Origin of the sequence: Colwellia sp. E2M01, from assembly GCF_018860585.1 — a bacterium.
GTDB lineage: Bacteria > Pseudomonadota > Gammaproteobacteria > Enterobacterales > Alteromonadaceae > Colwellia.
In genome coordinates this window covers 15,836-32,370 of the sequence record NZ_JAHKPR010000063.1, presented here as the reverse complement: position 1 = coordinate 32,370, position 16,535 = coordinate 15,836, and the positions used below count along the sequence as shown (strand labels likewise).

Annotated in this window: 14 protein-coding genes; 6 read left to right on the top strand and 8 right to left on the bottom strand. The window is 34.6% G+C overall.

Features of this window, described 5'->3' with window-relative positions:
- Positions 1–110: 110 nt before the first annotated feature.
- Complete coding sequence (locus tag KO502_RS12265; RefSeq protein ID WP_216022852.1) at positions 111–1,187, bottom strand: heparan-alpha-glucosaminide N-acetyltransferase domain-containing protein; 1,077 nt, start codon at positions 1,185–1,187, stop codon at positions 111–113.
- An 832-nt stretch (positions 1,188–2,019) separates the two neighbouring features.
- Between KO502_RS12265 and KO502_RS12260 the strand changes: the two genes are divergently transcribed.
- Positions 2,020–2,484 (top strand): chemotaxis protein CheX, encoded by a 465-nt coding sequence (locus KO502_RS12260; RefSeq protein ID WP_216022851.1) that lies wholly within the window; start codon positions 2,020–2,022, stop codon positions 2,482–2,484.
- A 162-nt stretch (positions 2,485–2,646) separates the two neighbouring features.
- Here KO502_RS12260 and KO502_RS12255 read toward each other — a convergent pair whose 3' ends face one another.
- From KO502_RS12255 to mpl, 3 genes are all read right to left on the bottom strand, one after another.
- Entirely contained in the window at positions 2,647–3,282 is a 636-nt protein-coding gene (locus KO502_RS12255; RefSeq protein WP_216022850.1) for a flavin prenyltransferase UbiX, read from the bottom strand.
- A gap of 86 nt (positions 3,283–3,368) precedes the next feature.
- The gene (def, locus tag KO502_RS12250; RefSeq protein ID WP_216022849.1) at positions 3,369–3,869 is read right to left on the bottom strand and encodes a peptide deformylase; all 501 of its coding nucleotides are present in this window, start codon (positions 3,867–3,869) and stop codon (positions 3,369–3,371) included.
- Positions 3,870–4,009: 140 nt separating this feature from the next.
- The gene (gene mpl / locus KO502_RS12245) at positions 4,010–5,419 is read right to left on the bottom strand and encodes a UDP-N-acetylmuramate:L-alanyl-gamma-D-glutamyl-meso-diaminopimelate ligase (RefSeq protein WP_216022848.1); all 1,410 of its coding nucleotides are present in this window, start codon (positions 5,417–5,419) and stop codon (positions 4,010–4,012) included.
- Between the two features lie 162 nt (positions 5,420–5,581).
- Here mpl and KO502_RS12240 point away from each other — a divergent pair, with 162 nt between their 5' ends.
- Positions 5,582–5,869, top strand: coding sequence for a 2Fe-2S iron-sulfur cluster-binding protein (locus KO502_RS12240; RefSeq protein ID WP_216022847.1), 288 nt, complete (start codon positions 5,582–5,584; stop codon positions 5,867–5,869).
- Between the two features lie 13 nt (positions 5,870–5,882).
- On the opposite strand, the gene KO502_RS12235 is transcribed toward KO502_RS12240, so the two are convergent.
- Together KO502_RS12235 and KO502_RS12230 are read right to left on the bottom strand one after the other, a co-directional pair.
- Positions 5,883–6,929: a DUF481 domain-containing protein gene (locus KO502_RS12235; protein ID WP_252730749.1), complete on the bottom strand. Its 1,047-nt coding sequence runs from the start codon at positions 6,927–6,929 to the stop codon at positions 5,883–5,885.
- A 69-nt stretch (positions 6,930–6,998) separates the two neighbouring features.
- Positions 6,999–8,120, bottom strand: coding sequence for a DUF481 domain-containing protein (locus tag KO502_RS12230; RefSeq protein WP_216022845.1), 1,122 nt, complete (start codon positions 8,118–8,120; stop codon positions 6,999–7,001).
- 555 nt (positions 8,121–8,675) lie between these two features.
- Between KO502_RS12230 and KO502_RS12225 the strand changes: the two genes are divergently transcribed.
- From KO502_RS12225 to glnG, 3 genes are all read left to right on the top strand, one after another.
- On the top strand, positions 8,676–9,203 hold the full coding sequence (locus tag KO502_RS12225; protein WP_216022844.1) for a DUF4124 domain-containing protein: 528 nt from the start codon (positions 8,676–8,678) through the stop codon (positions 9,201–9,203).
- Positions 9,204–9,362: 159 nt separating this feature from the next.
- Positions 9,363–10,493, top strand: coding sequence for a nitrogen regulation protein NR(II) (gene glnL / locus KO502_RS12220; protein WP_216022843.1), 1,131 nt, complete (start codon positions 9,363–9,365; stop codon positions 10,491–10,493).
- Positions 10,490–11,890: a nitrogen regulation protein NR(I) gene (gene glnG, locus KO502_RS12215; protein WP_252730748.1), complete on the top strand. Its 1,401-nt coding sequence runs from the start codon at positions 10,490–10,492 to the stop codon at positions 11,888–11,890. The genes glnL and glnG overlap by 4 nt, the downstream gene beginning before the upstream one ends.
- Before the next feature lie 217 nt (positions 11,891–12,107).
- On the opposite strand, the gene KO502_RS12210 is transcribed toward glnG, so the two are convergent.
- Positions 12,108–12,491, bottom strand: a complete 384-nt coding sequence (locus KO502_RS12210; protein WP_216022842.1) for a MerC domain-containing protein — start codon at positions 12,489–12,491, stop codon at positions 12,108–12,110.
- A gap of 238 nt (positions 12,492–12,729) precedes the next feature.
- Positions 12,730–13,629, bottom strand: a complete 900-nt coding sequence (locus tag KO502_RS12205) for a TIGR03899 family protein (protein WP_216022841.1) — start codon at positions 13,627–13,629, stop codon at positions 12,730–12,732.
- A gap of 420 nt (positions 13,630–14,049) precedes the next feature.
- Here KO502_RS12205 and KO502_RS12200 point away from each other — a divergent pair, with 420 nt between their 5' ends.
- Positions 14,050–16,272: an EAL domain-containing protein gene (locus tag KO502_RS12200; protein ID WP_216022840.1), complete on the top strand. Its 2,223-nt coding sequence runs from the start codon at positions 14,050–14,052 to the stop codon at positions 16,270–16,272.
- Positions 16,273–16,535: the final 263 nt, after the last annotated feature.

The following is a 16,535-nucleotide window of genomic DNA, read 5'->3' as shown; positions in this document are numbered from 1 at the left end:
AGAATAGCAAAAACAAGGCTTTTAGATAGTTATTTCCTTCTGTTTTTCATTTAAAATCCATCTTACATCCGAGATTGAAGAAGCTAGATGACACAAGATAAAAATCCCACTTAAATTTTAATAAATATTTTACGTTGATAAAGCTTTAATGACACATACCAGAATAAGATAACATGTGAAAAAGCAAATAAAAATGACGCTAATTTTAGTGGAAATAGGAGAGTAAATTGAGCATATAACCAAGCGTACATATTGGTATCGGCAATAGTAATATTTAAGTATACAGTGACTATTAAAAACGATAATACATAGACAAATAAAGGATTAGTTCCGTAAACTAATAATGGCTCTGCCAATTTAACTTGTTTTTTGATATCAATTAACCAAATAAAAGCAGCAAGTAAGAGACAAGCATAGCCTGTAGTATAAATAACATAAGATGGTGTCCACAGAGATTTATTAATCGGTAATACTAATCCCCAAAGCAAACCAAAGCCAATTGCTAAACCACCAATCAACGTCAACTTTATTACACTATTTTTTTTATTTTCTATATTGGTTAAGTAGCGCGTTAATTCAAAACCAAGCAACATATTAACTACCGCAGGAATAGTACTTAAGAAGCCCTCTGGCTCAAAAGCAACACCTCCTATAGCGTACATGTGATTTGTACCAAGTATGCCGATATCAAATTGACGAATAATATTACCTTCCAGGGTTAACGCACCATCACCGCCACTTAATAATAATCCCCAATATAAGAGTAATATAGCTGCTGAGACTATAAATACACCTGCCCTATTAAGTATTAACACCAAGCATGCAGCCACAACATAGGCAATACCAATACGCTGTAAAACTCCCATAATACGCCAATCTTCAATATGAGTCGTAAATGGTATGACATTTAGCATCAAGCCAATAAAGAACATGATAAAACCACGTTTGACTATTTTTATAAATTGCTCAGGTGTTGCAGTGAAATTACTCTTTTTGAAAGAGAAAAACATAGCCGAGCCAATGATAAACAAAAAGAAAGGAAAAACTAAATCGGTTGGGGTCGCACCATTCCATTCTGCATGTAATAAAGGTGCATACACCTGCGACCAATTTCCTGGTGTATTTACCAAAATCATTAAGGCAATGGTAATGCCCCTAAACGCATCGAGTGCTAGATAACGAGCCATGTGAATTTCCTAATATTAATTATTGTTCAAAGGCATTCAACCACAAAAAGACAGCGCTGTCTTTTTGTTTGTATTAATTTGTATTAATTAATAATGATGAATACATTGACTCTTTTATAAATATTCACATACTAAATGAAGTTAATAACTATACCCGCTCCACTTGAAGATGCAGGATTCAGCTGGAATTAGAAACGCCTTTAGGCAAGGCATTGATTGTAGAGAATGGTTGTTCATTCTCAAAATCAATAACGCGGCATAAAGCGTTTCTAAACCAGCCCTTGGGGAAGACTGAGCAAATCATACTCTGCGTTACATTTCTTTTTAAGGGAACAACCCTTGATAGAAAAAGGTGCCTTGGTTATGAATCGCTCAGGCTTCCTGAAACGAGCATCTTCAAGTGGAACGGGTATATATTACGAAATAACAATTAAGGGATAATATAAAGTTATTGTTTGCCCACTTTTCATTCATTATTCGAGTACAATAAAAATAATAAAGTTAAAATAAAAAAGTTTTTCGCAAATAGTGGTAAAAACTGCAATATTCACCGATACTTACCTAATCAGATAAAACTGTTAATTTTTTAAGATAAACAACTTCAAGACTAAATTTTTTCACTGTTTAGCATTAACACCAATATATTTTCGCAAAAGCATTTTGCAAAAATATACCTAAAAATATGCCTAAATAAGTACTTGGATCAAATATATCTATAATTAACAGCAATAAGTTAGCAACTATCACGCTATTTGATTTACATTTGTTAAATAAATATGCAAAATCAAATTAAGCACTTTATTTAAATAAACAATTAATATTCGGAATCTCCATGAATGTAGAGTTTATCAATCCATTTTTATCTTCAATGCTTAATGTCATGTCTACCATGGCGCAAATGGAATTAGTCCCAGAAAAACCCCGCCTTAAAAAAGATGAGATCGCTATGGGTGACGTCTCTGGCTTAATTGGCATGGTCAGTGATCAAGCCAAAGGCTCATTATCAATTACTTTTGAAGGCCCTTTAGCCTTAGCAACTATGAAAAAAATGGTTGGTGAAGCGCCTGATGAAGTGAATGAAGAAATTACTGATTTAGTAGGTGAAATTACTAATATGGTTACTGGTGGTGCCAAACGTATGCTCAGTGAAAAAGGCATAGAGTTTGATATGGCAACGCCCATTGTTGTATCAGGCCTAAACCATAGAATTCATCACAAAGCGAAAGGCCCTATAGTTATCATTCCGCTAAAAAATGAATTAGGCAAAGCGTATATTGAATTTAGTTTTGATGATTGATATTTAAACTAACAACCCATTAAGTTACATATAAAAAAGCGATCTAGTAGCTTTTTTATATGTATTTTTATTGAGCGCTATAACGCAGTAAAATGGCTTAAGTCTCCTAAGTCTTAGTGTACAAACTTATACATAAATAAAAATTTACTTTTAATGCTTTATTTAATTATTCGCATTATAACCCCAACGCGGCATAATGTTTTGCTCAATACCAAGGTGATCTAATACCCGCCCAACCATAAAGTCAATCAAGTCAGTAATTGACTCCGCCTTATGATAAAAGCCTGGAGATGCAGGCATAATAGTAACACCTTGTTGAGATAAGCTGAGCATATTCTGTAAGTGCAATGTTGAATAAGGTGTTTCACGTATCATTAAAATTAATTGTCCGCGTTCTTTAATAACCACATCTGCAGCACGTTCAATTAAATTATCACTCATGCCGTGACAAATAGCAGCCATAGTGCCAGTAGTACATGGACAAACCACCATGGTTTTCGGTGCGGCTGAGCCAGAAGCGATCGGAGAAAACCATTGCTCTTTGCCAAATACTGTTATTTGGTTATCTTTAGCTTGATACTTATCACTAAGAAACTTACCTGCGGCTTCAGGTGAGGCGGGTAGTTTTATACCAACTTCGGTATCAAGTACAATACGTCCAGCACTAGAGCATAAAATATAGAGTTGATAATTTGCGGCAATTAAACATTCAATTAAACGCAAAGCATAAGCAGAGCCTGAAGCGCCTGTTATTGCTAGGGTAATTTTACCATTGAAGTTATTATCTACCTTATTCACTTACGCTCACCTTATTACCTTTACTCAAAATATATCGATTAATTTAATCAGTCAGCAGTAACTAAATGTTTAATTACTGCTATTACTTAGCCATTTTTAAGGGTTTTCTTTACTTTTTTCAATGCCATTTGCTGTTTAAGCGGCGATAAATACTCAATAAATAACTTGCCTTTAAGATGATCAATTTCATGTTGCATAACAATCGCTAAAAAGTCATCGCTGGTAATTGTTAATGCTTTTCCGTCTCTGTCTAATGCTTCAACGGTTACCTTAGTAAAACGTTCAACATCAGCATAGTAACCAGGCACAGATAAACAGCCTTCTTGACCTTTGGCCGCATCTTCACCGTGAACCACTTCAGGGTTAACTAAAACAAGTGGTTCATCACGATTTTCAGAAATATCAATAACAACAACAGCAGCCTCACTACCTACTTGCGTTGCCGCTAACCCAACACCGTCATCTGTTGAGTACATAGTTTCAATAAGGTCATCTATTAATACTTGAATTTTACTTACCTCTGTAACCGGCTTAGCTGGTCTTAAAAGTTTTTCGTTTGGTGCGGTAAGTATGTTTAAAACTGTCATGTTCTTAATCTCTTTTTCTTTTATGGATAGTGAGCGAATTAACTATATTCGTCAGCTATTGAGTTAAATATATGTCACTTGTCTTTAAGCAACTAATTCCATCATGCGTCACTAGCACAAAGGTATGTTGATAAATTTTGTTACTTATTGAGTTCGGTTAAACGGGTTAGCAGTTTTTCATGTATGCCTGCAAAACCACCATTGCTCATCACAACAATAATATCTTCGGGTTGAGCGTGTTGTGTAATTTTATTAATTAATACTTCTATATCGTTTTCTACGTAACAAGGTGCTGAACATTGTTCAATTAAGTCACTTACCGACCAAGTAACTTGCTCACCTTGATAAATAAAAACTTCATCAGCATCATTAAGTGATTGCGGTAATGAGTCTTTATGAACGCCAGATTTCATGGTATTTGATCTTGGCTCTAATACCGCCAGTATACGTCCTACGGCTTTTTTCTCATTTACTTGTTGCAAGAGTTTAGCACGTACGCCAGCTAATGTTTTTGCTATTGCCGTTGGGTGATGTGCAAAATCGTCATAAACACTAATATTATTAACGCAGCCACGTAATTCAAAACGACGTTTGGTATTAATAAATTCAGCTAATGCATCAATAGCGATAGCGCTTGGTACGCCAGCATGACGTGCTGCTGCAATAGCCATTAAAGCATTGTCGATATTGAAATCACCAATAAGATTCCACTTTACTATACCTTGTGCTTTACCATCAAAGCTGACAATAAACTCACTCCCTTGAGCATTAAGTTTTTCTGCCTGCCAACCTTGTGTTAATTGTATCGCATTAGAGACTTCAGTTGGCGTCCAGCAGCCCATCGCTAAGGTTTCATTTATCGCATTTTCATTAGCAGGAGATAAAATCAAGCCATTGCTTGGTACCATACGAATAAGATGATGAAATTGTTTTTGAATATCACTAAGATCATTAAAAATATCGCCATGATCAAACTCTAAATTATTCATCACTAAGGTGCGAGGACGGTAATGTACAAATTTAGATCGCTTGTCAAAAAAAGCACTATCATATTCATCGGCTTCGATCACAAAAAATGGAGCATTACCTAATCGTGCAGAGCTGCTAAAGTTTTGCGGTACACCACCAATTAAAAAACCCGGTGTTAGGAGAGCATATTCTAATATCCACGCTAACATACTACTGGTGGTTGTTTTACCGTGTGTACCTGAAACCGCTAATACCCACTTATCTTTAAGTACGTTTTCAAGTAACCATTGAGGTCCTGAGGTATAAGGAATATTGCGGTCTAGCATATATTCCACCATAGGGTTGCCACGAGACATAGCATTACCCACAATAATTAAGTCAATGTCATCAGCAAGGTTTTCAACTTGATAACCAGACATTAACTCTATGCCTAACTCCTCTAATTGAGTACTCATTGGCGGGTACACATTGGCATCTGAGCCACTCACTTTAAAACCGAGTTCTTTTGCTATTGCTGCAATCCCTCCCATAAAAGTGCCACAAATACCTAAAATATGAAGGTGTGTTTTTTTATTCGACATAGATATATTAAAACCTCAACTCATAAGACAAACGATACGTCATAATGAGCAATATCATACCTGAATATCTTAACTTTGGCTGTAATCATGTTTCTAAAAATCAATTAAGTCAGTTAAAATAGAATACAGGTAAATATCACCTTCATCGTTAGCGAGTAAATAATGACATCTCAAAACACGAATAAGAAAGTATCAATTCAGTTCACCCGTTTTGGTAAAAAAATAAAAGGCAATACATACGAGTCTATATTAGATCAAGGAGAGCAAGCGGGATTAATTCTACCTTATTCGTGTAGAGGCGGGTCTTGTGGTAGATGTCTTGCTAAATTAATCAGTGGTGAAGTAAAACAAAATACTACTGACGGCTTAATCGAGTCAGAAAAGGAAGCAGGTTATATTTTACTTTGTTGTAGTGAGCCACTAACGGATATTGAAGTAAGCCACGAATAACATAAAGTACGGGTTAAAATTTATAACTCAGACTAGTAATTAATTGGTAATCATTAGATTTAGGGATAACTCCTGCATCTGATATTACTGGCTCTGCAACACGGTTAAGTACAAAGGCAAGGTCCAAATCGAAGTCATTATTAATTTTATACTCAAAAGATGCCTTGAAATAAGTATTTCGTTTGCCAGAGTTTTCTTCAACAAACTGTAACTGGTAATCTAAAATAAAATCTATTTGACTAGTAATTGAGTAATCGATATTACTAGTCAAAGCAAGAACAGCGCTATTTTGAGGGTTTTCGGTTGAACTAGTATAGTAAGCTGTTTTTTGATAACTCGGACCTAGGGTTACATCCCACTTTAATCGTTTAGTATTAAAAAAGTGATAACCCAAACTCACACCTAAAGTATTTCTATAATCAATATTTTGTTGTAAATCACTAAAGTACTCATAGTCCAACACTCGGAAAAATATTCTATAGCTGTAAAACCATTCTAGATATAAATTTACACGACTATTATCACTAATTACTGCAGCAGTATCACTTATTGTTGATTCACTATAACTATACGAATAGTCAAGATTAAGACTTGTATAAGGAGTTATTCGCTTAACACTACCGCTTGCGGTATAGTCAACTTGATTAGTGTTGCCCGACTGAATATCCACACCTAAACTAACTTTCCCACTCCAAAAACCCTTACGATCGTCAGCGGCAGAAGTAATAGATAAAAGCTCTGATAAAGGATATTTTTGCTCTTTACCGTCACTAATAACTACAACATGATTATCTTTTACAATAAGAAAACCTTGTTTGACTTCGCCGCTATCAAAACGTATGCGTTTATCAAAGCGGCTGCGAAGTTCTTTTACATCAGTCCAATCAAACGTCAATAAATCAAACTGGTCACTTTCAAATTCAAGCTCATCATCGTACATTGAGATGATATCGCCTTTAAGCCACTCACCTGAGTTAAGTTTGAGCCAATCAAACTTCTGAGAAAATGTTGGAGACTGAGGCACCCAATTAGGTTTTGCTTTAACTATCTCTTCACCCATTGAGGTAAACGAAATAAAAGCTAAAAAAATCAATATTAATCGGAGCATTATAATATGGCGGTTAATAACTTAAAAATCATAACCTAGACTGATAACTAAACGAAAATCATTCTGTTCAGGGAGGCTTCCATCACTTGCTTGTTTCGGGTTTTCAGTGCGATCCGCATAAAAAGTTAAATCAAGATCAAAGTTGTTCAACAAATCAATTTCTAAACCTGTTTGGAATTGTTGTATTCTTTTACCTGATGCTTCATTAAGGAACTGAATACTATATGACGCCGCATAGTCAATATCACTAGTAATTTCATAAGTAAAATCTGTACCTAACGTTAAACCTAAAGACTTTTCAATTTCGCTGTCAGCAGCTTGCACATCGATAAACTTACTTTTTTGATAGCTTGGCCCTATATTTAGATCCCAAGTTGTTTGACTATTATCAATTACATTATAACCAATACCAATACCATAATTAAGGCGGTAATCAAGGTTTAAAAACTTATCGGCTGTATATTCAAAATCCGCAGCACGAAAATAAATTTTAGGATGAAAAAACCAGTCATAAGATGCTGTTAATTGTTCATTATCTGCTGTAACAATTTTCTCGCCGGTGTCTTGATCTTTATAACGGCTATAATCAGCAATAAAGTCTGCTTTTAAACGACTACTAGCACTTCGCCTTTGTATGCCTGCGGCAATAGTATAATCAATTTGTGCGGTATTACCGTTACTTAAATTAAAACCTAAATCAACATAACCATCCCATAAATCACGTTCGTTTACACTTGATGAAGCAACTGACAATAATTGATTTAAGTTGTAGTAAGTTGTTATGCCATTTTTAGTTAACGAAAGTTTTTTATCTTTGATGACTAAATAGCCTTCTGCCACGGTGCCATCAAACATACGGATACTTTGCCATTGCTTACTGCGTAGTTCAGCAACATCTTCCCAGTCAATATTTTGCACATCAAGTTCTTCACTATCAAATTCAAGTGACTCGTCGTACATAGATACGATGTCACCTTTAAGCCATTCGTCTGATGTTAACTTAATCCAATCAAAATCTTGTTTGAATACAGGCTCTGGTTTAACAAACTTTTTAGCTCCCTCTTCCGCATAACCTATTGTTGAGAGTAGAAAGATAACAAGAATAAATAATTTTCCCGATAAATATGTCATTGATTTAATCATGTAAAACCTTACACTTCATGTGCTTATTTAGTAAATAATATTAAATCCCATTGAATATTAATAATCCATTTGCTGGGGGCTTGATTTTGTCTCTTATTTTAAACATATAGAATACAAAAAAAAACATTTTGCAGAAATTTAGCTAAATATATGAGACATTAATAAATGATTTATTGTAAAAAACACCTTTGCACCAAAATAGGTCGCACGTATCACATTTGGTGCAACAAGTCTTAATTTGAAATAATGTTAAAGTGTTTAAGAACTATTGGATGCTATAGCTGCCTGTTGTTATTTTAAGCAATCTAATTAATTACTTTATTAGTATTAACTGCAGACTATATTTAGAGGTTAGATATTCTACTTTATAAACTTTAAGTACATTATGACGATTAAATGATAAAAATTAACTATATTTAACCGAAATAGCACTAAATACTCGAAAAACAATAAAAAAGATTTTTTTGTCTAAACTATCGATATATACTGAAAACTGTATAAATTACGGAATAGTGCAGTTAAACAACACGCAAAGTACAGGAAAGATAAGGAACTATGATAAAGTCACTGCTACTTACACTACTAGTATTCACATTAGCGGCTCCGGTATTCGCTAGCTCTAGTAAAACAACCAAAATCTATGTTTGGCGTAATGAGCAAGGTGTGCTGGTATTTTCTGATTCTCCAAGAGCTGACGCCAAAGAAGTAAAGTTACAACCTGATAATGTCATTCAATCACAAACAGAATACAACACAGAAGTACTTGATATCACACCAACAGTTGCTTTAGAGCAATATGAAATATTTATTAACACCCCAAAAAATAACGCAACAATACGTGATAATACCGGTTCTATTTATATCGATGGCGGAATCAAACCACGCTTTAAATCAGGTTTACAAGTCCAACTACAACTAGATGGCAAACCTTACAACAAACCACAAGCACACTCTATGTTTTCATTAAGAAATATAGATAGAGGTGAACACAAAATTAAAATGTTATTACTTGATGAAAAGGGCAAGGTTATTGCATCATCTGAATCAGTAACATTTTATATGCACCGAGCTTCCTCACAATAAGTTAATGATGCTTTACTTGAACTCTTGTTATTTATGGGCTCTGTAAGTGTTGTTCATACATAACTTAAAAAATAGCATTGCAAATAAAATCATTTTTTTAGTAAACCTGAGTCGGCCGCACCAAGTAGGTGCAACCTATTTATCTTCCTAAGGGGTTTTATGCATAGCCGTAGTTATATACAAGATCAAATATTACCTTATCAGCAATCTCTCGCGAGCCAATTGGTAACAGCTGTGATCATTCTCAATGCTGAGCTCACTATTGTTTATGCTAACCCTGCTGCCGAAGCATTATTAAATAAAAGCTTATACCGTTTGTATGGCATTAGCTCTGAAGTGATTTTTGCAAATACGAGTATTAGCACCTCACGCTTAAAACAACTGCTTACAACGGGCCAAGAATTCACAGACAGTGACATTGTGGTAGAGCTCAATCCACATCATCGATTTACTGCTGAAGTAACAGCCTCTTCAGTAGAGTTTAATAAACGCCCTCATGTGCTACTTGAATTAAAGCAAATTGACCAACAGAAACAAATTAGCTTAGAAGTTTTTCAACACCAGCAATGGTTAGCTGCACGTGACCTTATCAAAGGTCTTGCCCACGAAATTAAAAACCCGCTTGGCGGTCTTCGTGGTGCCGCTCAATTATTAGGTAGAGAAGTCAGTAACGATCAACAAGAATACACAAGTATGATTATTGAACAAGCTGACAGGTTAACTAACCTAGTGGACCGCTTACTTGGGCCAAATCAACTCCCTCAGGTACAGGCTCAAAATATTCACGGTATCCTCGAAAAAGTATGTAAGCTTGTAAGTTACTCTAATGAAAAGAAAGTACATTTAATGCGTGATTATGATCCCTCATTACCTGCGGTTGAATGTGATCAAGAAAAGCTACAACAAGCGGTACTCAATATTGTTAACAATGCCATTCAAGCCATTGATGAATCAAATACTATCACTTTGAAAACGCGTATTGCGAGTAATAAAACCATTTACGGTAAACGTATAAAATTAGCAGTCCTTATTAGTATTATTGATAATGGGCCTGGTATACCAAACGATATTCAAGATACACTTTTTTATCCTATGGTTTCAGGGCGTTCTAATGGTACCGGACTAGGTTTGTCTATATCACAAACCTTAATAAACCAACATCAAGGTAAATTATCTTGTCATAGTCGACCTGGTCATACTGAATTTACAATTTTATTGCCGCTTAAACCGCAAGTTTCAAAACAACAACCTTTAAATCAAGCCCTTTTATCAGAAGAGAATAAATTATGATCACGGAACAAGTGTGGATAGTTGATGACGACAGTTCAATTAGATGGGTACTTGAAAAAGCATTCGCTAATGCAAACATAAGCTGTGCTGCTTTTGAAAGTGCTGAAAACCTATTAGTCGCTTTAGATCACGGACAACCCGAAGTTATAATCTCTGATATTCGTATGCCAAATATCGATGGTATGGAGTTATTAGACCGATTACGTAAACAGCATCATCATATCCCTGTGATTATTATGACTGCACACTCGGATCTAGACAGCGCGGTTAATGCATACCAAGGTGGTGCTTTTGAATACTTACCTAAACCATTTGATATTGATGATGCTATAACACTAAGTAAACGTGCACTTACACACGCCAGAGAACACAATTCTAAAAATAAACAACAATTAAATACTCCATTATCTGTAGGTTTAATTGGCGAAGCGCCAGCGATGCAAGAAGTATTTCGCGCTATTGGTCGCTTATCACGATCGAGCATCAGTGTATTAATTAATGGTGAATCTGGTACAGGTAAAGAATTAGTCGCTCAGGCATTACACTCTCATAGCCCAAGGGTTAACGAACCCTTTATTCCATTAAACATGGCTGCAATTCCAAAAGATTTGATTGAATCTGAATTATTCGGACATGAAAAAGGAGCCTTTACTGGCGCTAATGCAGTTCGACAAGGCCGATTTGAACAAGCTCACAAAGGTACACTCTTTTTAGATGAAATCGGCGATATGCCATTAGATATCCAAACACGTTTACTCCGCGTTCTTTCTGATGGTCAAGTTTATCGTGTTGGTGGCCATTTACCGGTACAAGTTGATGTTCGTATAATCGCAGCAACTCACCAAAACCTAGAAGAACGAGTAAAGAAAGGCGAATTCAGAGAAGATTTGTTCCATCGTCTTAACGTTATTCGTATTCACCTACCTAGCCTAAGAGAGCGTAAAGAAGACATACCGCAACTTAGTCAACATTTTTTAACACAAGCAGCTAATGAACTCAGTGTTGAGGTAAAAACACTAGGTAAAAAGGCGAGTGATTTTTTAAATAACTGTCAATGGCCTGGCAATGTTAGGCAATTAGAGAATATTTGTCGATTTTTAACCGTTATGGCAAGTGGCCAAGAGATTTTGGTTGAAGACTTACCTAATGAACTCACCGAAAAATCAATACCTTTACAGCAAGATTCTGATGCTTGGCAAGATGTCTTAAGTGCTTGGATGGATCAAGAGCTAGCACAAGGAAAAGAAGCTATCTTAGATTATGCTCAGGTAGAGTTTGAAAAGATAATGCTTGATAGAGCCTTGCTTTTTACACAGGGGCATAAACAAGATGCAGCAAAAAAATTAGGCTGGGGTAGAAATACTTTAACTAGAAAATTAAAAGAGTTTGATAAGTAAATAAATAGGGTTATTTTAAGTGATAAGCAAAACATAAAGAACTAAGCAATAGTATAGTTCTTTGTGTTTTACAGGTGATAGTTAACTTAAAAAGCCGACCAAAAAACCGTTAAGTAATTGATGTAATATTTTTACTCTAACTGTATGTGAAAAAGCACGTGTATACTAAAGCTATACGGTTAATGAGAGAGAAAACCAAACAGCTTAAAACAAGGGTTTAACCGGCACATACTTCTTCATCATCACACTGCTTACAGCTATTACATAATTTAATATTAATAAAGTGTGCGGCAATAATGAGTCCAGCTCCGCCAATAATAAAGTAGGGCTCTAAACTCGGTGCAAAATCATGTTTTATCCAATATAAAGTCACGCCTAAATAAAGCAAATAAAATGGATATAAACGTTTATGGTAACGTTTGAAACCTGAAAATAAAGCGACAGTACCTAATGCTGCAGTCATAAGCAGGAAAACATGCTCCCAAGCATGCTCAGCCAAAAAGCTTAAGCCGACTAAAGGAAGTAAAGGTAATAATATAGGTAATAATATGCAATGTAATGCACATAAAGAAGTTGCTGTAATACCTATTTTATCTAACATTATTATTCCACGAATCTAAATTAATGATATTTGCTTATTCGATGTTTGAATTTAACTTATTCATCTCGACTGATGTGAGTCGAACAAGATTTTTTCGATAAGGATCGTTTAAACAAAGACAGGGTTCCCTGTCCGGTGAATAATATCACAATTGATATGATATAACATTATAATTTAAATCATAGATGTAGATAAATGTTGCGCCACAAAAAGTTGTTTATTACTTGTTTACGTATCGTTAATCACTAGTAACTACAAAATAATGACTCAATTGTTTTTTTAAATGCTCCAAGAACCCATCATTACCTTTATCTCCGATTAATTGAGCTAGCTCAGTCCCTAACGGAGTAAATTTATAAAACTGTAAATTAACATCGGCCTTATTTGCTACGATTTTTAACGGCACGCCATTATAAATAAACTGAAGTGTTTCATCTTTATTGATTAAGTGCGATTCACTTTCTTGCAAATAAATGAGGTGGTTCTCTGCTAGAGTTAATAAATCTGTATGATTCAAACCGAAATGACTCAAATTGCAAAACTTTTGCCGCTGTTTAGACAGAAAGTTTAACAAACTAGGTTTTTGGTATACTCCTGTGATTAACCGTATATTTTTTGGATTGAGATCTTTTACTGCAAGAGAACAAGCCTTAGCAAGTAATTTAGCATCTTGAATACTCATATCTCTAAAAACTTTCAACGCCTTATAAGAAAAAGAGCCAGGTTTAGTTAGTTCACCGGCTAAAATTTTTGCCCAAAGATCTTGCATCGTTGGGTTACTAACTTCTTCTGATAAAGTAATATATCGGTTAAACCAATCCAAGTCGGTACTTTGAGCTACCTCAAAATTTTCACAATAAGTTAAGGTTTTCAAAACAATTGATTCAATATTCTTTTGTTTACGTAATTGGCTTAATCTCGTTCTCTTAACGGTTCTTTCCTCAAGATGCATTTGCTTATCTTCAGGTAGCAGAGCGCCATCTATAGCAAGGCTTTTTGCCAACTTAAAAAACTGGGGAGAAATATTTGCTTCGCTAGAGTGCTGCTGAGAAGTAGCATTACTATCAACCACGGTATCCTTTTTATCTATTGAAATAGATTGTTCGTGCTCAATCACCTCTTTTTTATCTCGACTCATATAGCTACTCCTTTTTATTATATTTTTTAACTGATCAACTAATATCTAATTACACAGAAATGGCCTAAACCGAGATTAATCACTCACCTTACTGTTAAAATAATTTTTCAGTATTGAAGCAATTTAAATGAAGAATAAAAAACGTACAAGATACCAATAGCGGTAATTAATACGTTTACTAATAAAATTAAAGCATTCAAACTACAGGATAATATAGTAATGTAACGTTTTCTCATTAGGAATAATTCAATTTATTATAACGTAACAAATATATTCAAATAAAATAATTATAAATCCGCTTTTAATATCCACTTCAATAGTGTAAAAAAGTCGAATTAGGTTATAGTTAAATTAAATATAGTAAATTTCATTTTTAGCTAAGTATATTTTAAGAATAAGTTTCTTAGTTATGAGGATAGTATGCAAGCATCAGAAAACTCTAACGATGACTTTTTATTTATCGATGATAGTGATGAAGATGAGGTATTAGCGTTTGGCAGTGATAAAACTTGGCAAGTTTTAATTGTTGACGATGATCCTGAAATTCATTCTGTCACGCAATTAGCGTTATCTGATCTAATCGTATTAGGCCGTCGCCTTGAGTATTTACATGCATACTCAGGTAAAGATGCTTGTCAAATAATTGAAGACAATGATGATATCGTATTGGTGTTACTTGATGTTGTCATGGAAACTGATGACGCGGGATTAAATGTTGTTAAACATATAAGAGAAACACTAGAGCGCAAAGACATTCGTATAGTATTACGCACAGGTCAACCTGGTTATGCACCAGAAGAAAGTGTTATCAAAGAATACGATATTAATGATTACAAAACAAAAACTGAATTAACTCGTCGAAAATTAGTCACCACAGTATTTGCCGCTATCCGATCTTTTCAACAAATAGCAACCGTTAACGAAAGCCGATTAGGTTTAGAAACCATCGTTTCTGGCGCCACCGAATTATCCTCCAAACACTCATTATCCAATTATAGCAACGGTGTTTTATTACAATTAAAAGCGCTAATAAGCAATGATATATCAGCGGTTTTTTGTGCTCGTGGGCAAGGGATAATTGATAATATTGATGATTTAAGCTTTTATATTTTAGCTCAAGTTGGGTTTGAAGATAGTATCATTAATCAAAAGCTAAATAAGTTATATAATGAAGAGGCGAACAAACAAGTAAAAGCCTGTTTTTTCCAACAAAAGCACTCTTTTACAGATGAAAGCATCAACTTATATGTAGCCAAAGGTGACCATAGAGCAGTTATCCATATTTTGTTACCTTCTCCACTTACTGAAATACAAACTCAGTTACTTAATGTATTTTTAACAGGGGTTGCAGTAGGTTATGAAAACGTACATTTATTTCAAAAACTCACTAATGCCGCATATAAAGATTGGTTAACAAATTTACCTAATCGTCTAGAGTTTGTTCGTTTACTTAATTGCTTTGCTCAAAGTGATAAACAAAATCAAGTAGCCGCATTAATCGACATAAACCATTTTAGTGATATTAATGATGCATTAGGGCAAGATATTGGCAATCAATTACTTACTGCTGTTGGCCAACGTTTACAAAGAATAAATAACAATTGTCAATTTGCACGCGTAGGTGCAGATGTGTTTGGTATTATAGGCCCTGAAGATTGTATAACACCCGATAATTTAATGGCTTTATTCCATCAACCATTCGCCGCTGGGGAACAACACCTCCCCATCAATGCTTGTTTTGGTTTATGCACCAAAGAGCATGCCCAAAGTAGCGGCGTTCAAGTTTTAAACCAAATCAATATAGCGTTAAACATAGCTAAGAAAAACCGATTAGAACACTTTGCTTATTACCATTCAGATATTGAAGATCAAATGCAATGGCGACTTAATATGATCCGCCAACTACGCAATGATTTTTCAGATAACTGTCTTGAGCTTTGGTATCAGCCACAATTATCACTAAGTTCAGGAAAAGTGATTGGTGCAGAGGCCTTATTACGTTGGAGAACTGCGGATGGAAAATTTGTATCTCCTGCAGTATTTATTCCGTTAGCTGAATATTCAGGCTTAATTATTGAAATTGGCGACTGGGTCATTAATCAAGCATGTAAACAACTACAAATATTAGAAAAAGGTTTTTCTGAATTGAGTATTTCAGTCAATGTATCGATACCACAATTTAGACAAGAAAATTTTGTCACTAATATCATCGAATGTATTAAAAAACACCATATCAAGCCAGATAAATTGGAATTAGAAATAACTGAAAGTATCTTAATGGATGAACCTCAAATTATCATTGATGCGTTAACTAAATTAAAAACTCAAGGAATTAGTATCGCGTTAGATGATTTTGGTACGGGTTTTTCTTCATTAAGTTACCTGCAAAAATTACCACTTGATAGGCTCAAGGTTGATCGAGCATTTGTTACCGATATAAATAAGGAAGGTCAATCAATCATTGCAGAAACCATTATTAACCTAGGTAAAAAAATGAACCTTAAAGTTATCGCGGAAGGTATTGAAGAAATAGAACAACAAGACCGTTTAGTTGAGTTAGGCTGTGATGAAGTTCAAGGTTTTTACTACGCCAAACCAATGCCTGCGGAAGACTTTATCAGTTTTTTAAATCAACAAAGTTAGTTGTAGATGTATCTTTATATAAGTACGAGTAGTGCTTGCTTGCCCTAAAAAGTCATAAATAATAAACACTCCTCCATATTTTTGGTCGGGTGTTTTTTTATACCTTTTTTAACTATAAAAAATAACAAGTAAGCTATTATTAGCTTAAATCAAATAATAAAGTAAAAGCAGCTATAATTATTTTTGAATTCAGCTTTTATTAAATATGCCAGAATCAATATTAATCATAAATAAACAAATAATACTCGTTTCATTAATTAAGT